General features: G+C 60.3%; 23 protein-coding genes. All 23 read left to right on the top strand.

Annotation, left to right across the window (positions count from 1 at the left end; translation table 11 throughout):
- The first annotated feature begins 28 nt into the window (after nt 1-28).
- The 23 genes from ACYQ2U_RS11555 (at nt 29) to ACYQ2U_RS11445 (ending at nt 22,042) form a co-directional block, all read left to right on the top strand.
- Nucleotides 29-976: a Gfo/Idh/MocA family protein gene (locus ACYQ2U_RS11555; RefSeq protein WP_459950520.1), complete on the top strand. Its 948-nt coding sequence runs from the start codon at nt 29-31 to the stop codon at nt 974-976.
- Between the two features lie 13 nt (nt 977-989).
- Nucleotides 990-1,988, top strand: a complete 999-nt coding sequence (locus ACYQ2U_RS11550) for an NAD-dependent 4,6-dehydratase LegB (RefSeq protein ID WP_459950519.1) — start codon at nt 990-992, stop codon at nt 1,986-1,988.
- A gap of 5 nt (nt 1,989-1,993) precedes the next feature.
- Nucleotides 1,994-3,160 (top strand): LegC family aminotransferase, encoded by a 1,167-nt coding sequence (locus ACYQ2U_RS11545; RefSeq protein WP_459950518.1) that lies wholly within the window; start codon nt 1,994-1,996, stop codon nt 3,158-3,160.
- On the top strand, nt 3,160-3,789 hold the full coding sequence (locus ACYQ2U_RS11540; RefSeq protein WP_459950517.1) for an acetyltransferase: 630 nt from the start codon (nt 3,160-3,162) through the stop codon (nt 3,787-3,789). The genes ACYQ2U_RS11545 and ACYQ2U_RS11540 overlap by 1 nt, the downstream gene beginning before the upstream one ends.
- Nucleotides 3,786-4,787 carry an N-acetylneuraminate synthase gene (neuB, locus tag ACYQ2U_RS11535; protein ID WP_459950516.1) on the top strand — a complete coding sequence of 334 codons (1,002 nt, stop codon included), beginning with the start codon at nt 3,786-3,788 and terminating at the stop codon, nt 4,785-4,787. Before ACYQ2U_RS11540 ends, neuB begins: the two co-directional genes overlap by 4 nt.
- Entirely contained in the window at nt 4,784-5,944 is a 1,161-nt protein-coding gene (neuC, locus tag ACYQ2U_RS11530; RefSeq protein WP_459950515.1) for a UDP-N-acetylglucosamine 2-epimerase, read from the top strand. The genes neuB and neuC overlap by 4 nt, the downstream gene beginning before the upstream one ends.
- Nucleotides 5,945-5,955: 11 nt before the next feature.
- The gene (locus ACYQ2U_RS11525; protein WP_459950514.1) at nt 5,956-7,008 is read left to right on the top strand and encodes a nucleotidyltransferase family protein; all 1,053 of its coding nucleotides are present in this window, start codon (nt 5,956-5,958) and stop codon (nt 7,006-7,008) included.
- A gap of 4 nt (nt 7,009-7,012) precedes the next feature.
- On the top strand, nt 7,013-8,140 hold the full coding sequence (locus ACYQ2U_RS11520) for an N-acetyl sugar amidotransferase (protein WP_459950513.1): 1,128 nt from the start codon (nt 7,013-7,015) through the stop codon (nt 8,138-8,140).
- A gap of 2 nt (nt 8,141-8,142) precedes the next feature.
- On the top strand, nt 8,143-8,772 hold the full coding sequence (hisH, locus tag ACYQ2U_RS11515) for an imidazole glycerol phosphate synthase subunit HisH (RefSeq protein WP_459950569.1): 630 nt from the start codon (nt 8,143-8,145) through the stop codon (nt 8,770-8,772).
- On the top strand, nt 8,769-9,581 hold the full coding sequence (locus ACYQ2U_RS11510; RefSeq protein WP_459950512.1) for a HisA/HisF-related TIM barrel protein: 813 nt from the start codon (nt 8,769-8,771) through the stop codon (nt 9,579-9,581). The genes hisH and ACYQ2U_RS11510 overlap by 4 nt, the downstream gene beginning before the upstream one ends.
- Nucleotides 9,530-10,594, top strand: coding sequence for a Gfo/Idh/MocA family protein (locus ACYQ2U_RS11505; protein WP_459950511.1), 1,065 nt, complete (start codon nt 9,530-9,532; stop codon nt 10,592-10,594). Before ACYQ2U_RS11510 ends, ACYQ2U_RS11505 begins: the two co-directional genes overlap by 52 nt.
- Before the next feature lie 34 nt (nt 10,595-10,628).
- Entirely contained in the window at nt 10,629-11,339 is a 711-nt protein-coding gene (locus ACYQ2U_RS11500) for an acylneuraminate cytidylyltransferase family protein (protein ID WP_459950510.1), read from the top strand.
- Nucleotides 11,332-12,135 (top strand): SDR family oxidoreductase, encoded by an 804-nt coding sequence (locus ACYQ2U_RS11495; protein WP_459950509.1) that lies wholly within the window; start codon nt 11,332-11,334, stop codon nt 12,133-12,135. The genes ACYQ2U_RS11500 and ACYQ2U_RS11495 overlap by 8 nt, the downstream gene beginning before the upstream one ends.
- A 37-nt stretch (nt 12,136-12,172) precedes the next feature.
- Nucleotides 12,173-13,747 (top strand): hypothetical protein, encoded by a 1,575-nt coding sequence (locus ACYQ2U_RS11490; protein ID WP_459950508.1) that lies wholly within the window; start codon nt 12,173-12,175, stop codon nt 13,745-13,747.
- Nucleotides 13,748-13,842: 95 nt separating this feature from the next.
- The gene (locus ACYQ2U_RS11485; RefSeq protein ID WP_459950507.1) at nt 13,843-14,883 is read left to right on the top strand and encodes a Gfo/Idh/MocA family protein; all 1,041 of its coding nucleotides are present in this window, start codon (nt 13,843-13,845) and stop codon (nt 14,881-14,883) included.
- A gap of 48 nt (nt 14,884-14,931) precedes the next feature.
- A complete protein-coding gene (locus tag ACYQ2U_RS11480; RefSeq protein ID WP_459950506.1) occupies nt 14,932-15,540 on the top strand; it encodes an SIS domain-containing protein in 609 nt (202 codons plus the stop codon).
- A gap of 3 nt (nt 15,541-15,543) precedes the next feature.
- A complete protein-coding gene (locus ACYQ2U_RS11475) occupies nt 15,544-16,257 on the top strand; it encodes an SDR family NAD(P)-dependent oxidoreductase (RefSeq protein ID WP_459950505.1) in 714 nt (237 codons plus the stop codon).
- Nucleotides 16,250-17,329 (top strand): AroB-related putative sugar phosphate phospholyase (cyclizing), encoded by a 1,080-nt coding sequence (locus ACYQ2U_RS11470; protein WP_459950504.1) that lies wholly within the window; start codon nt 16,250-16,252, stop codon nt 17,327-17,329. Before ACYQ2U_RS11475 ends, ACYQ2U_RS11470 begins: the two co-directional genes overlap by 8 nt.
- Nucleotides 17,316-18,269, top strand: a complete 954-nt coding sequence (locus ACYQ2U_RS11465; RefSeq protein WP_459950503.1) for a phosphoglycerate dehydrogenase — start codon at nt 17,316-17,318, stop codon at nt 18,267-18,269. The genes ACYQ2U_RS11470 and ACYQ2U_RS11465 overlap by 14 nt, the downstream gene beginning before the upstream one ends.
- 7 nt (nt 18,270-18,276) lie before the next feature.
- Nucleotides 18,277-19,368 carry a pyridoxal phosphate-dependent aminotransferase gene (locus tag ACYQ2U_RS11460; RefSeq protein ID WP_459950502.1) on the top strand — a complete coding sequence of 364 codons (1,092 nt, stop codon included), beginning with the start codon at nt 18,277-18,279 and terminating at the stop codon, nt 19,366-19,368.
- Nucleotides 19,365-20,468 carry a Gfo/Idh/MocA family protein gene (locus ACYQ2U_RS11455; protein WP_459950501.1) on the top strand — a complete coding sequence of 368 codons (1,104 nt, stop codon included), beginning with the start codon at nt 19,365-19,367 and terminating at the stop codon, nt 20,466-20,468. The genes ACYQ2U_RS11460 and ACYQ2U_RS11455 overlap by 4 nt, the downstream gene beginning before the upstream one ends.
- A gap of 21 nt (nt 20,469-20,489) precedes the next feature.
- Nucleotides 20,490-21,272: a 3-deoxy-manno-octulosonate cytidylyltransferase gene (locus tag ACYQ2U_RS11450; RefSeq protein ID WP_459950500.1), complete on the top strand. Its 783-nt coding sequence runs from the start codon at nt 20,490-20,492 to the stop codon at nt 21,270-21,272.
- A gap of 2 nt (nt 21,273-21,274) precedes the next feature.
- On the top strand, nt 21,275-22,042 hold the full coding sequence (locus tag ACYQ2U_RS11445; RefSeq protein ID WP_459950499.1) for a methyltransferase: 768 nt from the start codon (nt 21,275-21,277) through the stop codon (nt 22,040-22,042).
- Nucleotides 22,043-22,098: the final 56 nt, after the last annotated feature.

The raw sequence follows: 22,098 nt of genomic DNA, 5'->3' as shown, positions 1-22,098 counted from the left end.
GGCGCCAGTTTTCTAGGTGACAATGGTGATGACGAACAGTATTTGCAAGGTCGCGATCGTGGGCGCAGGCTACATGGCGCGGGAACATATCCGTGCTTTTCAGGACGTACCTGGCGTCACGGTGGCAGGCATCTACAGCCGGACCCGGGAGCGGGCTCAGGATCTGGCGCAGGAATTCGGGATTGCGGTGGTCTGTGACTCGGTCGCCGAACTGCATGCCAGGACGGGCGCGGACTTGGTTGTCGTGGCCGTGCGCGAGTTGGCGGTTAATGCGGTGAGCCAGGCCTGCTTTGAATTCCCATGGACCGCGCTGATCGAAAAGCCAGCAGGCTACAACCTGGAAGATGCCCAGGACATCGAGGCTGCTGCCTGCAAACACGGGCGGCGTGCCTACGTGGCACTCAATCGGCGGCACTATGGGGCGACCCAGGTGGTGCTGCAGGACTTGGCCAGCCAGGATGGGGCGCGACTGATCCGGGTCCAGGACCAGGAGGCGCCCACGGCAGCGTTGGAATCGGGGCAGCCCGAGCTGGTGGTGCGCAACTGGATGTTCGCCAACTCGATCCACCTGGTCGATTACTTCAGCCTCTTCGGCCGTGGCGCCGTCACCAGTGTGGAGCCCACCCTGCGCTATGACCCCAAGCGGCCACGCTATGTGGCGGCCACCATCAAGTTCGACTCCGGCGACGTCGGCCTCTATGAGGCCATCTGGGACGGGCCGGGCCCCTGGACGGTCTGCGTCAATACTGACGCCAAGCGCTGGGAGTTGCGGCCGCTGGAAAAGGCGGCCTCCCAGCTGGCGGGTACCCGTGTCCTGCAGCCCGCCGACGACCATCCCTGGGACAGCCAGTTCAAGCCGGGCCTGCGCCGCCAGGCCCAGCAGGCGGTACTGGCGGCCCTGGGCCAGCCAGCGGACTTGCCGACGCTGCAGGATGCGCTAGCATCCATGCGGTTGACCCAGGCGATCTACTCTTGACGACAGGCAGGCCGTGAAAAAGATACTTGTTACCGGTGCCGATGGGTTCATCGGCTCCCACCTCACAGAGGCACTGGTGCGCAGCGGCCATGACGTGCGCGCTTTCGTGCTCTACAATTCCTTTAACTCCTGGGGCTGGTTGGACCAGTGCGGCGCCGACGTGCGCGGACGGTTCGAGGTGTTTGCCGGCGACATCCGCGACCCACATGGGGTACGTACCGCCATGACCGGCTGCGATACGGTGCTGCACCTGGCGGCACTGATCGCTATCCCTTATTCCTACCATTCGCCGGACACCTATGTGGATACGAATGTCAAGGGCACGCTCAACGTGGTGCAAGCCGCGCGGGACCTGGGCGTGTCCAAGGTGGTGCATACCTCGACTAGCGAAGTCTATGGCACAGCGCGATTCGTTCCCATCACCGAAGACCATCCGCTGCAGGGGCAGTCGCCGTATTCTGCCAGTAAGATCGGCGCGGACCAGATCGCCCTGTCATTCCACAGTTCGTTTGGCACACCGGTAAGCGTGCTGCGGCCCTTCAATACCTACGGCCCCCGGCAGTCCGCGAGAGCGGTGATACCGACGATCATCACCCAACTCGCTGCCGGTAAGGAGCGGATTAAGCTCGGCGCGGTCCATCCGACCCGGGACTTCAACTATGTCAGCGACACGGTTGCCGGCTTCATTGCGGCGATGCGCTCGGAGCAGGGCTTGGGCGATGTGATCAATATCGGCAGCAATTTTGAGATCTCCATCGGCGACACCGTACGGGCGATCGCCGAGGTCATGGGCCGCGAGGTTCAGATCGAGGCGGATGACCAGCGCTTACGGCCCGAGAAAAGCGAAGTGGAGCGTCTGTGGGCCAGCAATGTGCGTGCCGCGGAGTTGCTGGACTGGCGCCCCGCCTATGGCGGCAGGGAGGGCTTCCGGCGAGGCCTGGCGGAAACGGTCGCGTGGTTCCAGGAGCGTGAGAACCTGAGCCGTTACAAGGCGGACATCTACAACCTGTGATGACCATGTCCACTTCCTTGCCAGACCTGGTCGTCGCGGCAGTGCGCAATGTGACGGGCAACGGCCCCGTGGCCTTACATGAGCCCAGCTTCCAGGGTAATGAGTGGACGTATCTGAAGGAGTGTCTGGACACGGGCTACGTCTCCTCGGTGGGCGCTTTCGTGAACCGGTTCGAGGCCGATCTGGCCGCCTATACCGGCGCACGGCATGCCGTCGCGGTGGTCAATGGTACTGCCGCGCTGCAGGTGGCTCTGCACTTGGCCGGAGTGCTGCCTGGCGAGGAGGTTCTGGTGCCTGCGCTGACATTCGTGGCAACGGCCAGCGCTGTCATGCACGGCGGTGCGGTGCCGCATTTCGTGGACAGCGAAACTGGCACGCTGGGCATTGACCCAGTGCGCCTGCGCGAATATCTGGCGCAGGCCACGGAAATGCGGGGTGGGCTGTGCTGCAACAGGCGAAGTGGCCGTGTCATACGTGCTTTGGTGCCCATGCACACCTTCGGGCATCCGGTGGACATCGACGGCCTGATAGCTGTGGCGCATGACTTCCAATTGGAGGTCGTGGAGGACGCAGCGGAATCGCTGGGCAGCACCGTGAATGGCCGGCATACCGGAACCTTTGGAAAGCTGGGTACGCTCAGCTTCAACGGCAACAAGACGATCACCACTGGCGGCGGCGGTGCCATACTTACAAATGATCCCGAGATGGCGCGACGGGCAAAGCACCTGACCACCACGGCCAAGGTGCCGCACCGCTGGGAATATGTGCACGACGAAATCGGCTTCAACTACCGTATGCCCAACATCAATGCGGCACTGGGTTGTGCCCAGTTGGAGCAGATGCCGCGCATGCTGCAGAGTAAGCGCGCGCTATACCACCGGTACGTGCAGGCGTTTTCCGATGTGCCGGGCGTGGGCATCGTTGGTGAGCCACAGGCTTGTACCAGCAATTTCTGGCTGCAGACCCTGCTGCTGGATACCGACGTCGCGGATCAGCGTGATGCCATCCTGCAAGCTACCAATGATGCCGGCCAGATGACGCGCCCGGCTTGGCGCCTGCTGCACCGCCTCCAGCCCTACCAGAACTGCCCCCGCATGAATCTTGCGGTGGCAGAGTCGCTGGAGCAGCGGCTGATCAACCTGCCCAGCAGCGCCGGCCTGGGGGGGGCGTGATGGCTATTGCGCTCCTGTTGGTCGGGGCAGGCGGGCATGCGCGTGCCTGCATGGACGTCATCGAGCTGGACGGCCGCTATAGCATTCAGGGGCTGGTCGGATTGCCCGAAGAAGTTGGAACAGCCATCCTGGGGGTGCCGGTGCTGGGCACCGACCAGGACCTGCCAGCGCTGGCCCGCAAGTTCGGTGCGGCGCTGGTCACCGTCGGGCAGGTCAAGAGTCCGGATATGCGCATGCGCCTATTTACGCAGTTGCAGGCTTTGGACTATGACCTACCGTCCATCGTGTCGCCGCGTGCCCATGTGTCGCGCCATGCAACCGTCGGCGCAGGTACCATCGTCATGCACGGGGCCGTGGTCAATGCCGCGGCCACCGTGGGGCGCAACTGCATCATCAACACGCAGTCCCTAGTTGAGCATGATGCACAGGTCGGGGACCATTGCCATGTCGCCACCAGCGCCATCATCAATAGCGGCGTGCGGGTGGGCGAGGGGAGTTTTGTCGGCAGCGGCAGCACCGTCCGGCAGATGATCCGTATCGGGCAGCGGTGCGTGGTTGGCATGGGCCAGCGGGTCGTGAAGGATTGCCCGGATGGCGCATGGCTACCTGCACGAAAGGACATGCCATGAGGACACTGATCATTGCCGAGGCCGGGGTGAACCACAATGGAGATCCGGAGTTGGCCCGGCAACTGGTGGATGTGGCGGCACAAGCTGGCGCGGATATTGTCAAGTTCCAGACCTTCAAGGCGGAGCGCCTAGTCACTGCCGCTGCCGTGAAGGCCCAGTACCAGGCCAGATCGACGGGGGTGCAGGAAACTCAGTTCGAGATGCTCAGCCGGCTGGAGCTCAGTCATGCTATGCACTTGGAACTGATGGCCCACTGTGCCCAGCGGTCGATCCAGTTTCTTTCCACCGGCTTTGACATTGCGAGCTTGGATATGCTGGCGGAACTTGGCATGGGATGCATCAAGGTGCCATCCGGTGAGATCACCAACCTACCGTATTTGCGCCACGTGGGGCAGTATCGCCTGCCCGTCATCCTGTCCACGGGCATGTCCGACCTAGCGGAGGTGGCTGCTGCCATGGAGGTGTTGGTACAGGCCGGCACCGCGAGAAGCGACATCACCATCCTGCATTGCAGTACCGAGTACCCTACGCCCATGGCCGACGTCAACCTGCGTGCTATGCTGACGTTGGGCCGGGAGCTGGACGTTCCGGTGGGTTACTCCGACCATACGGTGGGTATCGAGGTGGCGATTGCCGCAGTGGCGCTGGGTGCTACCGTGATCGAGAAGCACTTCACACTCAGTCGGGAGCTCCCCGGCCCGGACCACAAGGCCAGTCTGGAGCCGGATGAGTTGCGTGCCATGGTGACGGCCATCCGCAACATTGAGCAGGCCATGGGGGATGGTATCAAGCGGCCCTGCCCGAGCGAGATCAAGAACTTGCCGCTGGTGCGCAAGTCGATCGTTGCTGCGCGCGCGATCGTGCCGGGAGAATCGTTCAGTGAGGCCAACCTCGCGGTGAAGCGCCCCGGTACAGGTATGTCGCCCATGCTGTGGGACAACGTGGTCGGCCGTCGCGCGCAGCGCGCCTACGCGCCGGATGAGCCCATAGAGCCATGAAGCGCAAGATCTGTGTCGTGACGGGCTCCCGCGCAGAGTACGGACTGCTGCGTTGGGTCATGCAGCGGGTGCGCGACAGCGCTGCGCTGGAGCTGCAGGTGCTGGTGACCGGCGCGCATCTTTCGCCGGCATTCGGGGAAACCTACCGGGAGATCCAGGGCCATGGGTTTCGCATAGACCGCATGGTAGACCTGCACCTAAGTGTGGATTCAGAGGCGTCGATCGCGCAGGCCATGGCGCTGGGCCTGAGCGGTTTTGCTGCAGCATTGCAGGAACTGCGGCCAGACCTGCTGCTGGTGCTTGGCGATCGTTACGAAATATTTGCCGCCGCCGCAGCGGCAATGGTGTGCCGAGTGCCCATTGCCCATCTGCATGGTGGTGAAACCACCGAGGGTGCCTTTGATGAGGCGATCCGCCACTCCGTGACCAAAATGTCGCACCTCCATTTCGTGGCGGCACCCGAGTATCAGCGGCGTGTGGTGCAGCTTGGTGAAGATCCGGCCAGGGTGTATCTGGTCGGGGGGTTGGGTATAGACAGCATCCTGCAGTACCCGGCGCTGACGCGGACCGAGTTGTGCCGAGCCCTAGAATTTGAGTTGCGCCCGCGCAACCTGTTGGTCACCTTTCATCCGGTGACGCTGGAGGATTCAACTGCGCAGGCCCAACTGGCCGAGCTGCTGCAGGCGCTGGACGGGATGGAGGATACTGGACTGCTGTTCACCATGCCGAATGCCGATCCCGGGGCACTGGCCCTGACTGAGCAGATCATGCGCTTTGTGGCGGACCGCCCGCACGCGCGTCTGTATGCTTCGCTGGGGCAGCAGCGATATTTTTCCTGCCTGCGCCAGGTAGATGGCGTGGTCGGTAACTCCTCCAGCGGCCTGCTGGAGGTACCCAGCTTTGGCAAGGGGACCATCAATATCGGCGACCGGCAGCGCGGACGACTGATGGCTGATAGCGTGATCCAGTGTGAACCCGATCGGGACAGTATTGCCGCTGCGCTCCAGACTCTATATTCGCCGGAATTCCAGGGGTGCCTTCAGCATGTACGCAATCCTTACGGGGAGGGCGGTGCAAGTGAGAAAATAGTAGCTGTGCTGGAAAAGTGCTCGCTGGTCAATATCCTGAAAAAATCGTTCCATGACATCCCCTACTGAAAGCCATCGCTATGGTCGTTGATCGTTGGCGCCGGGCGCTGCTGGACAAGAATGCCTCACTGCAACAGGCAATTCGAGGCCTGGAGGAGTCGGCAACGCAGATCGTGCTGGTCGTGGACGACCAGGGCATATTACTTGGCACCCTGACCGATGGCGACATACGGCGCGGTCTGCTGCGCGGAGTGGAGCTCGATAGTCCGGTCGAGTTCATCATGCACCGCGATGCGCTGGTGGTGCCGCCGCAGATGAGCCAAGAAATGGCACTGCATCTGATGCAGGTCAATGTGATCCACGCTCTGCCGATCGTCGACACCTCACGGCGGGTGGTCGGACTGCATCTGCTCAAGGAACTACTGCTGCCGGCCCATAGGGCGAACCCGGTGGTGATCATGGCCGGAGGCCGGGGCACCCGGCTGAGACCCCATACCGAAAACTGTCCCAAGCCGCTGATCCAGGTTGGTGGTAAGCCAATGCTGGAGCACATCATCGAGCGTGCCAATGCCGAGGGATTTCGCAATTTCATCCTGGCAATCCATTACCTTGGGCACATGATCGAGGACTATTTCGGCGACGGCAGTCGCTGGGACGTGCGCATCGATTACCTGCGGGAGGACGTGCCGTTGGGTACTGCAGGCGCGCTGAGCCTGCTGGAACCCGCGCCGCAGATGCCGTTCTTGGTGACCAACGGGGATGTGCTGACGGATATCCGCTACGGGGAGTTGCTGGACTTTCATTGCCGCCATTCGGCGGCGGCCACCATGGCGGTTCGTCAGCATGAGTGGCAGCATCCCTTTGGCGTAGTGCATATCAAGGGCGTCGATATCATCGGATTCGAGGAAAAGCCGATCGCCCGCAGCCATATCAACGCTGGGGTCTATGTTCTTGAACCCGTGGCGTTGCGTACACTGGTCCGGGGCGAGCATTGCGACATGCCTACGCTGTTCGGCCGCCTGCAGGAGCAGGCCTGCCGCACGATCGTCTATCCGATGCACGAGCCCTGGCTGGACGTGGGGCGTCCAGACGACCTGGAACGCGCGCATCAACTTAACCTGGAAGGGAAATAATCCGATGGAAAACACAGCCACACCGGCGGTGCACTGGTGCAGCAATTGCCTGAGCATGTCCACACGTCCGCGCATCAAGTTTGATGCGCGCGGCTGGTGCAACGCCTGCCAGTGGAGTGAAAAGAAGCAGACGCTGGACTGGCCCAGCCGCCAGAAGGAACTCGAGGCTTTGCTGGCGCGCCACCGGCGCAATGACGGAGCGTTCGATTGCATCGTGCCGGTTAGCGGCGGCAAGGATGGTTCGTACGTGGCCTATAACCTCAAGCACAAATACGGCATGAATCCGCTGGCCATGACGGTGACGCCGGCACTGGCGCTTCCCCTGGGTGAGGAAAACCTGAAGTCCTTCGTGGCCAGTGGCTACAACCATCTCTCAATCAATCCGGACCAGCATGCAATGCGGACTCTGAACAAGACCGGATTCCTCGAAATGGGTTTCCCCTACTACGGTTGGCTGATTGCAATTCAGGCGGCCATTGTACGCATGGCCGCGGTCCACCGTATCGGCCTGATCTTCTACGGCGAAGATGGCGAAGTCGAGTACGGCGGAACCACAGAAACCGACAAGAACCCGATATATGACGTCGGCTACATGAAGAAAGTCTACCTGGAGGGAGGGTATGACAAAGTGTTGCAGAAATCCGGTCTCAAGGATGAGCAACTCTATTTCTTCCGGTTCCCTTCAGACGCGGAGTTGCAGGGTGGAAAGATCGACATTACCCACTGGTCCTATTTTGAGAATTGGGATCCCTACCGCAATTACCTAGTGGCCAAGGAGTTCTGCGGCCTAAAGGAGGCGGACGGCTCCAATGCCGGTACGTTCACCAACTTTGCCCAGAATGACCAAGCGCTATACGCACTTCATACCTATCTGATGTACCTGAAATTCGGATTTGGGCGCGCCAACCAGGACGCTAGCATCGAGGTGCGGCGCGGTGCCATGGACCGGCAGCAAGCGGTCAACCTAGTGCGCCTTTACGACGGCCATTACCCGGAAGAGTTCATGGGGATGTACCTTGACTACTACCAGATGACGCAGCAGGAGTTCGATGCCGTCCTAGACCGCTGGGTCAACAGGGAACTGTTTGACAAGGTGGACGGACGTTGGAGACCGCAGTTTCAGGTACGCTGACCATGCTAGTATGTGTTATTGACTTGGGCGTAAGCAACATCCGTTCGCTCATGTCTGCACTGAATTTCCTGGGGGTGACGCACAGGGTCACTAGTAGCACGGCGGATTTGGCGTCCGCCACCCATGTCATTCTGCCGGGCGTTGGTGCCTATGACGCCGCGATGCAGAGAATGAACCTGCTGGGGTTGGCACCGACACTTCGGATTCATGCTCGAGAGCGGCGACTGCCCATCCTGGGGGTCTGTCTGGGAATGCAACTGTTGTTCGAGGGAAGTGATGAAGGCCAGTTGCCGGGCTTGGGCATCATGCCGGGGTATTTCCGGCTGCTCCAGGCTTCTCCGACCAAGGGAAGCAAGGTGCCGCATGTCGGTTTTTCGCCGGTCCATGGATTCCACCCCCAAGGATTGTTCGCCGGTTTCGACGGTGCCCCGTATTTCTATTTCACCCATTCCTACGCGATGCTTGAGGTTAGGTCGCAATGCAACATTGCCTGGTGCGAACATTCAAAACCGTTTGTGGCCTCTTTCCAGATGGACAACGTATGTGGCGCACAGTTTCACCCGGAAAAGAGCCAATCCGCTGGTTTGCGCCTGCTCAGCAACTTCCTTGAACTGGGCTACACCGCACCATGACCCGCCGCCTGATATTCACCTTGCTGCATGACTCGGGGCAGTTCATGCTGAGCCGGAACTTCCGACTACAAAAGGTCGGCACGATCAACTGGCTGTTCGACAACTACGACTTTGCCAAAGTGTCGCACGGGTTGGACGAACTGATGGTGCTGGACGTGACCAAGGGTCCGCGCAACGCCTCTGAGTTCTGCGAGAAAGTCCAGCATATTGCCGGTCGCTGCTTCATACCGCTGACTGTAGGCGGTGGTATCGATAGCTTTGAGGTGGCGCAACAATACATGGGCAGTGGCGCGGATAAGCTACTAGTTAACAGTGCCTTCGGATCTGCGCCCGGAATGTGCATGGAGCTGGCAGCACATTTCGGCCGGCAGTGCATCGTGGCCGGCATTGACTACCGCATAGACGCCCAAGGCCGGCGCACCGTCTTTACTCAGGGGGCCACGCAGGGCGTGGGCCAGGATCTCTCGGACTGGGTGGACCATGTGCTCGCGTGCGGCGCGGGGGAGTTGCTGTTCCAGTCCGTCGACCAGGACGGTACTGGCATGGGCCTAGACATGTCCGTGCTGCAATCCCTTCGCATGCAACCCGAGGTGCCGTGCATCCTGATGGGCGGTGTGGGTAAGAGCAGTCAGATCATCGCGGCCATGCAGCAGCCTGCAGTAGATGCCGTAGCCACGGCCAACCTCTTCAATTTCATTGGCGCCGCCTTCCTGGAAGCGCGCCAGGCGATCGTCCATGCCGGTGTTCCGATCCCACAATGGGACGACAGGGACTACGCCATGCTGCGCAACAGATTTGCGGGGGCCTAGCCATGGATGCACCTAACCGCATCCTAGTCGTTGGCCTGGGCAGCATAGGCCGGCGGCATGCACGCCTAGTCCGTCAGGCCCATCCGCAGACCCGTGTTGCCGCGTTGCGCCGTACTGGCCAGGCCGATCTGGAGGACGGTCTGGTTGACATGGTATTCCATTCAGTGGCTGATGCCATGGACCGGTTCGCGCCCCAGGTGGCTATCATCGCCAACCCCGCCAGTTTGCATCTGGATTATGCCATGGAGCTGGCGCTGGCCGGCGTGCACCTGCTGGTCGAAAAGCCGCTGGCACCTTCGAAGGCCGGGGTTGCGGAGCTGATCGCGGTGTGCCGCCGGCAAAAAGTGGTACTAGCGGTAGGCTACAACTTGCGGTTTTCTGCATCGCTGCGGGAGTTTCGCAACCAGCTTTCGCGCGTGGGTACGTTGTGCTCTGTGCGCGCTGAAGTAGGGCAGTATCTGCCGAGTTGGCGCCCGGGCGCAGATTACCGCGAGGGTGCGTCGGCATCGCGGGCGTTGGGCGGCGGGGCGCTGCTGGAACTCAGCCATGAGATGGATTACCTATGCTGGGTTTTTGGCGATGCCGCTTGGGTCAGTGCTCGCATGGGCCGGCAAAGTACACTGGAAATCGATGTGGAGGATACGGTGCACCTAGTGCTGGGGCTAAACCGCCCAGAGGCGACTGCTCCACTGATGGTGCGGCTGGACATGGATTTCTTGCGTCATGACACCGTGCGCCAGTGCATAGCGATAGGTACCGCCGGCAGCCTGCGCTGGAACGGCTTCGCCGGTACGGTAGAGTTCTTTGCCGAAGGCGCGTCAACCTGGCAGACGGTGTTCTCGCATACGCCGGTGCGGGACGAGACCTACATGCTCCAATGGCAGCACTTCCTGGAATGCGTGCTTACCGGCGCTGCGCCGCTGGTCGACGGTGAAGCTGGCTTGCAAGTACTCAAGCTGGCGGATGCAGCGAGGTTGTCGTCCGACCTGTCTCGCGTCGTCACACTGGAGTGACTAGTCGCGCCGCTTTCATCCATAAGGGTCGAACATGCAAAACATAGCGCTCATTTGTGCCCGCGGGGGCTCCAAAGGGTTGCCAGGGAAGAACATCCGGCTGCTCGGCGGTCGGCCGCTGATCGGCTGGTCCATCGCGCAGGCGCGGGCAGTTCCCGCGATTAGCCGGGTGATTGTGTCCACCGACTCCCCGGAAATTGCCGAGGTGGCACTACAGCAGGGAGCCGAGGTGCCGTTCATGCGTCCGGCAGAACTCGCGCAGGACAACAGTCCCGAGTGGCATGTCTGGCGCCATGCGCTCGACTACCTCCGCACAGACATGGGGACCTACCCCGACAGCCTAGTGGTGGTGCCGGCAACGGCGCCCCTGCGAGATGTCTCGGACATCGAGCGTTGCCTAGACGTGTTCCATGGCGGCGAGATCGACATGGTGATCACGGTCACCCAGGCGCAACGCAGCCCCTACTTTAATATGACACGGCTGATGCCGGATGGTTGCGCCGGGCTGCTCATCCCCCCGCAGGGCCGGATTTTTCGGCGCCAGGATGCTCCAGAAGTGTTCGACATGACAACTGTGGCCTATGTTGCTCGGCCGCAATTCGTGATGGAGCACAGCGGGATTTTCGAAGGTCGGGTGCAGCAGGTGCTGATACCGCATGAACGAGCCATCGACATCGACACGCCGCTGGATTTCAGGATCGCCCAGTGCCTGCTGGAAGACAAGGAGGAAAAACACCATGGGTAGACTTTCGCAGCAAATGGACATGGCCGGCCGCCGGGCGCTGATTACCGGCGCGGCCGGCGGCATCGGCGGCGTCATGGCGGCCACCTTGGCGGAGATGGGCGCGGACCTGGTTCTGGTGGACCGGCCCGGAGCGGTCTATGCCAAGGAAGTCAGCGAGCTATCGCAGCAGTTTGGGGTGCAGGTCACCTTTGCCGGGTGCGACCTGGAGCAGGAATCTTCGCGCCAGGAATTGATGACGCTGGTGGCGCGGGGGAGCGAACAGTTGCATGTTCTGATCAACAATGCCGGCTTTGTCGGTACCACGGGGCTACAGGGATGGGTCACCGAATTCGAGCAGCAATCGGTGCAGACCTGGCGTCGGGCCCTTGAGGTAAACCTGACGGCTGGTTTTGACCTAGTCAAGGGGATGGCACCCTTGCTGCGCAACAGCAGAAAGGGCTCTGTGATCAACGTTGCTTCCATCTACGGAGTTCTGGGGCCCGATTACAGTCTGTACGAAGGCACGTCCATGGGCAATCCAGCGGCTTATGCCGCATCCAAGGGGGGGCTGATCCAGCTGTCACGCTGGCTGGCGACCACGTTGGCTCCCTCGATCCGGGTCAATACGATTTCTCCGGGCGGTGTGGCCAGGGATCAGGCTTCAGAATTCGTGCAGCGGTATACGGCGCGCACCCCGCTGGGGCGGATGGCGACCGAGGACGATTTCCGTGGCGCAGTGGCGTTCCTGGCCAGCGACATGTCGGCCTATGTGACCGGGCAGAACTTGATGGTGGATGGCGGATGGGCTGCCTGGTAACGAGGCCGACCTGTCGGTGCTACCGCTGCGTGCGCCCATGAACAGCAACGAGGTCAACAACGCGTTTTCTGAGGAGGCAAGGCGTTGCCACGCCAGGCTCGCGCAGCGGCTGTCCGGCGTGGGGGCTGTGACGGCAACGATCCTGGCAGACCGGTTGGTACAGCGGGTACTGGAGCTAGGCCGGCTGCCCTACGCACAACAGGCCCTGCAGGGACACTTGAAAGAGGGAACGGTGCTCGACATGGGCGCTGCTCGCCTACAGACGGGTTCCGGGAGGGTCCTACTGAGCCTAGGGCAGTGGGGGCGGGGCGTTCTGCAGTTCCTAGCACATTGGATGTACTGTCTGATCGCCATGCTGTGGGTGCGACCATATGCGGTGGCTCGCGGGCCCGTGACGCTGGTGACAGGAATTGGCGAGGAGTCATTGGCTGACGGGGGGGGCGACACGGAGTTCGCAGCGTATTGCCGCAATGGCCCCATCGCACCACTGCGGGACGCGGCGCAGCTCTACATCCAGACTGCATCGCCGGGCAGGAGGTCGACGGATCCCCGTATCCGGTATGTGCGCCGGCCCCTGTTTGAACTGATACGGTGCGCCAGATTAGGTCTGCCGGGGCGGTTACAGGCGCTGGCCGAACATTTCCAGGCGTTACCACGTTTCCTGGCGGCTGCGGCACGCCGACCGGAGCTCGCGCTGCTGGGGCGAGACTTTGCCTATATTGTGCCTGCGATGGCCGTGGACAACGCGGCAGGCATGGCAGCGGTGGTGCTGACCTGCACCAGCATCTCCGAGCAGTCACTCTGGGGACGCTGCCTGCGGCATGCCCGGGTGCACATGGTCTGGTATGCGCAAAATTGGAAACCGGTAGTCTTTAAGGAAGGCGGCGTGGAGTCGGACATTCCGTTCCTGCGCTGGATTCGGGCGGACGTACACTGGGTGTGGACAAAGACTTTTGCTCGCTACCTCTCGAATGTGAATGGATGCAGCGAAGTTCGGGCAGTGGGGCCCATCATCTGGCGGCTGCCAATAGAGGGTGGCAATACGATCTCTCAGACCCTGTACCTTGGGATATTCGATATTTCGCCCTACGATGACCAAGTGGCGCTGTCCTATTGTGAGTCCCCCAATTTCAATGGACCTGCCAACCTCACACGTTTTGTACAGGCGCTGCTTGCGGTGCGGCGACGGCTGGAGGATCAGCTCGGTGCGAAAGTGGTTCTTCGCTTTAAGACTAAGCGCGGCTACAGAGCTGCATATGACCGCAAGTATTTTGATTTCATTGAATCATTGGCGGATGGCGGTCAGATTGAAATGGTGCATTACGCAGCCAATTTGTTTCAGATGATCTCGCAATGCCACGCTGTGATTGCCTATCCGTTTACTTCGCCCCCCTATGTTGCTGCGGAGCTAGGTGTGCCTTCGACATTTTTTGACCCCACACAGTGCATACTGCAGGAACACTTCGCAGACGAGGGGGCCGCGGTGGCCTTCGCAGGCAACGACATCGAACTTGAAAACTGGTTGCTTGACTGTCTTAAACCCGCTGTATTGAGTGCTGGCGAACTGGTGGCCTCCGGTAGGGCGCTTTGGCATAGTTATGAGCACGTATGATGTCGGGAGTTAGAAGTTGTTTGTTGTTTGGCTTTCAGTTTTTTGTCAGAAACCGGCAACGCGAATCAATGTAAATTGTATCGGGCCAATTTCAGATGGAACTACTTAAGATCGGCATCGCCGGCTTCGGCGTTGTAGGCAAGCGCCGACGTGACTGCATTGCACGCAGGTCCGACATGCAGGTTGTGGCAGTATGCGACCAAACCTTTGGCGGCGACGGCGTGCTGCCAGACGGTACTCGTTACTACCCGTCCTACCAGCGCCTGCTGGAAGAGGACCTAGATGCCCTGCTCGTTTGTCTTACCAATGACATTGCGGCCGAGGTCACCATTGCTGGCTTGGAACGCGGATTGCATGTGTTCTGCGAGAAGCCGCCAGGGCGCAGCGTGGCAGACATCGAGGGGGTGATGGAGGCGGAGCGTCGCCATCCGGGTCGCAAGCTGATGTATGGTTTTAATCACCGCTACCATGAGTCGGTACAGGATGCACTGCGCATCCTGCGCAGTGGCGAGTTGGGCCGAGTTATCAATATGCGTGGGGTATATGGCAAGGCTAAGCTGATTACCTTTAACCAGCCAGATTGGCGCACCCGCAGGGAAATTGCGGGCGGCGGTGTGCTGCTGGACCAAGGTATCCATATGGTGGACCTGATGCGTCTTTTTGGCGGCGAATTCTTGGACGTGTTCAGTTTTATTTCAAACAGCCACTGGGGCTACGACGTGGAGGACAACGCCTATGCGTTGATGCGGTCCCGCGAAGGCGTGGTAGCAATGCTGAATTCCTCAGCCACCCAATGGCGACATAGGTTCCATCTTGACATCAATTTGGAACGCGGTAGCTTGATCCTGGGGGGGATTTTGTCTGGCACCAAGAGTTATGGAGCCGAAACCCTCACAGTGGTGCGCGCCGACCCGGATAACGATGCCGGGGATCCGAAAGAGCAGACCACAAGATACAATCGGGATCCTTCCTGGGACGAGGAGATCGCCGCCTTTGGCGAGGCGGTGCTGGGTGATAAACCGGTGCAGAGCGGTACCTCGAGCGATGCTTTACGCACGATGCAACTTGTCTTCAGAATTTATTTTTCCGACCCGCAGTGGCGTCAGCGCTACCAGATCCCCTCTCCAGGGAACTGAAGGCCTTGGGCGGTTATCGCGGGTTGTTTTATAGGGCTTCAACGACGAATGAATAATATCGACAGTTTCTACACTGCTGATCCGGTGGCTTTCGCCAAGGAGTATTTAGGTTATGTCCAGAAGGTGTTGGCAAGCATTGAACCTGGCGCTGTGGGGCGGTTTGTTCAGATACTACTGGCGGCCCGTGAAAACGGCGCAACGGTGTTCTTCATTGGCAACGGCGGCAGCGCCGCAACGGCCAGCCACTTCGCCAACGACTTGGCCTATGGCACCAACGAGTACCAAAAGCCATTCCGGGCATTGAGCCTGACCGACAATGTTCCAGTGCTGACGGCCATTGGCAACGACAATGGCTACGAAGAGGTGTTCGTGCGCCAACTTAAGGTACTGGGGCGTCCCGGCGATGTGCTCGTGGCGATTTCAGCCTCGGGGAACTCCCCCAACCTACTGCGTACCATGGAGCATGCCAAGGCGGTGGGCATCAAGACCGTGGCGGTAACAGCCTTCGATGGCGGCAAGATGAAGCAGGTGGCCGACGACGGCATCCATGTCCCGACGGGACCCAAGGAGTACGGACCTGCTGAGGATGCGCACATGGTGCTGGACCATCTGGTAGGTGCCTACCTCATGCGCCTGGTGCACCAGACAGTCGCCTGATTCATGGGCTGGACAGACAGAAAGGTCTTCGTTACCGGGGCATCCCGCGGAATCGGCCGGGCCATCGCGCTGGCATTGCGCCAGCAGGGCGCCTGGGTTGCCGGCAGCCGCACTACCGACGCGGAATCCGATGATGCTTGCCAGGACTGGGTGGTGGCCGATTTTTCTCGTTCCGAGGACATCGAGCATTGCGCACAGGCGCTGCGGTCCCTCCAGGTGGACATCCTAGTGAACTGTGCGGGTATCAACAAGATTGCACCGTTCGTGGAGATTGATCCGGCAGATTTCCAGTGCATCCAGCAGGTCAATATCTATGCGCCGTTCCGTTTGTGCCAGGCCGCGTTGCCGGCCATGCTCGAACGTGGATGGGGCCGGATCGTCAATATTTCTTCTGTCTGGGGAAAAGTTAGCAAGGAATTCCGTGCTGCGTATTCGGCCAGCAAGTTTGCCCTCGATGGCCTGACGCTGGCGCTGGCGGCAGAGCACGGCGACCAAGGCGTACTGGCTAATTGCGTGGCTCCGGGGTTTATCGACACCGAGCTGACACGCTCGGTACTGGGTGAGGAAGGTATCAGCAAGATGTGCCGGGGAGTGCCACTGGGACGATTGGGGTCGGCAGAGGAAATTGCGCGCTTGGTGGTGTGGCTGTCCAGCGAGGAAAACACCTACATAAATGGCCAGAACATCGCGATCGATGGAGGTTTCACCCGTGTCTGAGATCATGGAGATCCAGTCCCACAAAGGGCCTTATCGGGTGTTCTTTTTGCCGGGGTTGCTGGATACACCAGGGCCCATCACGCAGGGCGACTGCCATTTCCTGGTCGATGCCCGGGTGGAGGCCCTCTACCACCATCAATTGCTGCCCGTGCTGATGCCGCAGCGAACCATCCTGATCGAGGCGGTGGAAGAATCCAAGTCACTACAGAACATCATCCCGGTCATCGAGCGGCTGGTAGCTGCCAAGGTGCGGCGGGGGCAGGTGTTGGTAGCTATCGGTGGAGGCATCATCCAGGACATTTGCTGCTTCATAGCGAGCACGCTATTGCGCGGCATTGAATGGCGGTTCGTGCCGACCACGCTGCTGTCGCAGGCTGACTCCTGCATCGGTTCCAAGAGCTCGATCAACCTGGGTGACGCCAAAAATATCTTGGGGACATTCAATCCTCCCGCACAAATTCTGGTCGAACCGGCCTTCCTGGATAGCCTGGATGAACGCGAGATTCGTTCCGGGATAGGTGAAATCCTCAAGGTTCATGCGATTGCCGGCCCTCAGGACTTCGACATGCTGGCGCGGGATTTCCCTCAACTATTCAGCGACCGCATGGTGCTCCTCCACTACATCCGCCGGGCGCTACAGATCAAGCAGCGCTACATTGAGCAGGATGAGTTTGACCGCGGCATCCGCAATATCTTCAACTATGGTCACAGTTTTGGCCATGCGATCGAGTCGGCCACCTACTACGGCATCCCGCATGGTATAGCCGTGGCCATGGGCATGGACATGGCCAACTTTATTTCCGCGCGGCGGGGCCTGCTGCCACAGGCGCATTACAGACGCATGCACCCCACGCTTCACAGTAATTACGCACCCTTCGCCGCGACGCCCATCCCGTTGGAATCACTACTGGCGGCGCTACAGAAGGACAAGAAGAACACCGCCACCCAGCTTGGTCTCGTATTCCCCCTTGGGGAGGACGCCGCGGTGAGCCGCGTACAGATGGAGTCAGATCCGCAGTTCGCGGAGGACTGCCGTGTCTTCCTGGAGGGCCTTGCCCATGAATACCACTGACAAGGTCGCGGTCTGCTCCCGCTCATTTTCCAACAACCCAGTGCTGCGGGCGGAGCTTCTGGGGCGTTACCAGCATGTGACCTTTAATGAAACCGGGGTTTCGCTTGCAGGGGATGTGCTGATCGACTTCCTGCAAGGGCATGACAAGGCTATCACTGCGCTGGAAACACTGGACGAGCGTGTACTTTTGGCACTGCCCCAATTGCAAGTGATAGGCAAGTACGGTGTCGGTCTGGATATGATCGACCTGAGGGCGCTGCATCGCCTGGGCAAGCGTATCGGCTGGACCGGTGGCGTAAATCGGAGATCGGTGGCCGAGTTGGTCATCTCCGTTGCGATCGCTATGTTGCGCTATGTGCCAGCTGCCAACCGCGAGGTGCTAGCGGGTACTTGGCGCCAGCATGTCGGACGCAACCTGAGCGCCCGTACCGTGGGCATAATCGGCTGTGGCTATGTGGGCAAGGACTTGGCGGGACTGCTTGGTGCCTTTGGCTGCAAGGTACTGGCCCATGACATCCTAGATTTCTCGGATTTTTATGCCGCTCATGGCATCGAAGCGGTGGGATTGGACGAATTGCTCAGGCGCTCTGAAGTGGTTAGTCTGCATGTGCCGCTGGATGACAGCACGCGCGGAATGCTCGATGCCAGCCGGCTGGCGCTGCTGAGGCCCGACGCGGTGCTCATCAATGCTTCGCGTGGGGGCATGGTGGATGAGGCTGTGCTCAAAGCGATGCTCAAGGAAGGGCGCTTGGCCGCCGCTGCGTTCGATGTATTTGCCACGGAGCCCCCGTCCGATATGGAGTTGCTCGCTCTGCCCAACTTCTTGGTGACGCCGCATATCGGCGGTTCGTCCTATGAGTCCATCCTAGCCATGGGCCGCGCCGCAATTGATGGACTGGACAAGAACCAGATTCCCACAGCCGATGGTCAGCTGTCCTAGGAGCCCGATGACTATTCGCCCTCGTCCTACACTGCTCGACCCCACATTGCAGCGGCCCAGTGCACTGGCTTCGAAACCGCGCGCCCCGTCATTGATCTGGCTGGACAAGAACGAGAACCTAGATCCCACGCTGATGCAGGTCACCAGCGCGGTGCTGCAGAAGGTCGACCGCAGCGCGCTGACCTGCTACCCCGAGGCGGGAGCGCTGTACCGCAAGCTCGGAGCCTGGGCCGGGGTGTCGCCGGACTCGCTGCTGCTGACGCCGGGCAGCGATGGCGCCATTCGGCTGGTGTTTGAAAGCTTTGTCGAGCCGGGTGATTTGGTGTTCATCACAGAACCCACGTTTGCAATGTACCCGGTGTATGCCAAGATGTTCGGTGCACGGGTGACCGCGCTGCAATACCAGCCCGGTGAACGAGGCCCGCAGCTGGACTATTTTGCCCTAGCACGGTTGGTGCGTGAGCAGAAGCCTAAGCTGCTGTGCCTGCCCAACCCGGACAGTCCCACCGGTACCGTCGCCCCGCCCGACGCCATGGCGAAACTGCTGGCGGCCTGCGAGGTGGCTGGTACCGTGTTCTTGGTTGATGAAGCCTACCACCCCTTCCACTCCGAGACCCAGATCGGGCATACGCAGACCAGCCACAATCTGGTCGTGGCACGGACCTTTGCCAAGGCCTGGGGCGTGGCCGGGTTGCGCATCGGCTATGCGGCGGCCCATCCGGAGACCATAGGTCTGCTGCATAAGATGCGGCCAATGTACGAAGTCAGCACGTTGGCCACCGACTTCATGACGCATATGCTGGACAACAGCGATGCCATGCAGGCGTCGGTCGACCGTACGCTTGCGGGTAAGCAGTGGTTCGCAAGTGAGATGCGAGCCCTGGGGTTTGAGGTGCTGGAGACCGCCGGCAATTTCCTGCACGTGCGGTTTGGCGCGGCAGGCACGGTGGTTCACCGAGCGATGGAAGATCGAGTGCTGTACCGCAAGGGCTTTGATGTCCCAGCGCTGGCTGGCTACAGTCGTTTCAGTATGGCGCCGCAAGAAATTCTTGCGCCGGTGGTCGGTCTGATTCAGGAGGCATTGAAAGGGATAACATGAGCGAGAGTTTGGTTAGGGTTGGAATCATTGGTTGCGGACGGATATCCGGCCACCATTGTCGAGCCATTGTCGGTACTCCGGGTGTGGAACTGGTTGCAGTCTGTGATCTCGAGCCTTCCAAGGCTCAGGCCTACCAGCAGGAGTTCGGTTGCAAGGCGTATGTTAACTACCATCGCATGATCCAGGAGAACCCTGGTATCAACATGGTCGCGGTCATTACGCCATCGGGCATGCACCTAGAACATGTCAAGGACGTTATTACCCGCTACCGCAAGAACATCATCGTCGAGAAGCCGACTTTCATGCGTACGTCGGATATGTGCGAAGTACAGGCTTGCGCCGAGGCTACAGGCGTACGCCTGTTTCCGGTATTCCAGAACCGGCACAATAAGGCGGTGCAGCGGGTGCTGCAAGGCCTTCGGTCCGGCGAGTTGGGGGGCTTGCGCATGGCGTCGGTGCGGGTACGCTGGTGCCGCCCCCAGCGCTACTACGACCTAGCACCTTGGCGCGGCACCTTTGCCATGGACGGTGGTTGCCTGACTAACCAGGGCATTCACCATATCGATTTACTACGTCAACTCGGTGGCGAAGTGGTGCGGGTCTGCTCCACACACCGCACCATGGGAGCGAACATCGAGGTCGAAGATACGGCGGCTGCCGCGCTAGAGTTCGCCAGCGGCGCCGTGGGCACTCTGGAGATCACTACGGCCGCGCGCCCCATCGACTACGAGGCCAGCCTATCCTTGGTCTGCGAGAACGGTCTGGCGCAGATCGGCGGCATCGCGGTCAACGAACTGCAGGTCTATACCCCAGATCCATCAGCCTGCGCCGAATGTTCGGAGGATTTCTCCGGCAATGTCTACGGCAATGGGCATGCCAAGATCTATGGCGAAATCGTGGCGTCATTCGCCAGCGGCGCACCGTTCTCGGTTACCGCGCAGGATGCCCAGGCATCTATACAGTTACTCAATGCCTTCTATGTGGCGGATGAATCACGCGACTGGGTCAGCGTCCAGGGCGCCGGTGACAGCCAGCGGCTGGGTCGTGCCAACAATGGCTTGGCCAACCTCTACCGTACCCCTTTCCAGTCTTTTTCCTGAACTATCTAACAGGTGTTGACCATGGCGAAAAAACCGAAAATTCTGGGCCTTGTTCCCGCCCGAATGGCGGCGTCACGCTTTCCCGGCAAGCCGCTGTTCCCGATCCTGGGGCGTCCGATGGTTGAGCACGTGTTCATCCGGGCTGCGATGTACACCGGCTGGGACGCGTTGGCGCTGGCCACATGCGATCAGGAAATCGCCGCACTGGGCGAGAGCAAGGGGTTCCCAGTCGTTATGACCGGAAATCACCATACCCGTGCGCTAGACCGGGTCGCTGAGGCAGCGCTGAAACTGGGTGTCACGGTGGACGACGAGGACATTGTCGTCTGCGTGCAGGGCGATGAGCCCATGATGCGCCCCAATATGATCGAAACCGTCATCGCCCCGCTGCTGCAGAACCAGGATATTGCCGGAACCATTCTGGCTATGCACATCGTGGACAAGGAAATCTGGCTGAATCCGGATACGGTCAAGCTGGTCTACAACGCTAACGGCGAGGTGCTCTACACGTCCCGTGCGCCCGTGCCGTACTGCAAGGGTGAATTTGGACCTGAACTGGAGGCACGGCGTATCTATGGCATCTTCGCTTTCCGCTGGAAGAATCTACGCGCCTTCACCGAGCATGACGAGACCCGCCTTGAAAGGCTGGAGGCCTGTGACAGCAACCGTATTCTGGACATGCCGTTCCGTCAGCATATTGCGCCCTATCCCAACCTGCCTTCGTTTTCGGTTGATAGCCCCTCGGACATCGGACTGGTTGAAGCGCACATGGCAACCGATGAAATCTGGTTGAAATACCGATAACTATGGCCAATATCGAATACCAGACCAGCGCAATAGCCCGCTACTTTGCGACAAACCGGATTCGTTGGGACCAGTTCTACGAATCCGAACGCCGGGTAATACAGGCGCTGGGCCCGGATGCCAACTGCAGCGTACTCGATATCGGCTGTGGATGCGGCGGCCTGGGCCTGGCGCTGCGAGCGCACTTCGGCATCACGCGCTACACGGGCGTGGAGATCAACGCTGAAGCCGTTGCGGCGGGCAACTGCATGAATCCTGGGGCCCTGTTGCATGGCGATATCCTGCAGGTTCGCGACGATCAACTGGCGGGACGGAAATTCGATCTGGTGGTTTCACTGAGCTGCGTGGACTGGAATGTCGAATTCACGGACATGCTGCGCACCGCATGGGACCTAGTCCAGCCGGGAGGCGACTTCGTGGCCACATTCAGGCTGACCGATGGCACTGGTTGCAGTGACATGACAAAGTGTTACCAGCACATCAATTACCAAGGTGAGCGCGAAGGCGAGTTGGCTTCCTATGTCGTGCTCAATGCGGGTGAGCTGATGTCCAAGCTGCTTGACTTCGACCCTGCTCGAGTGTACTTCTATGGTTATTGGGGTGCCCCATCCGCGAGCGCAGTGACCCCGTATGGACGTCTATGCTTCGTTGCCTGCTCGATGTCCAAGCGAAGTGTAGCCGATGGCAACTCGCCGTTGCAGGTCTCGCTGGATCTGCCGCCAGAAATCCGGGCGCAGATGGGGCAAGCGCTGAACGCCTATTCCAGATAGCTAGGTCGTCAGTGGGTTCGCTTGGTGTCAACACTGTGCTGCTGGTTTGGGACCAC

The organism is Denitratisoma sp. agr-D3, from assembly GCF_054658675.1.
Note: the sequence above shows the minus strand (reverse complement) of the source record. Positions and strands in the feature narration are given on the sequence as shown.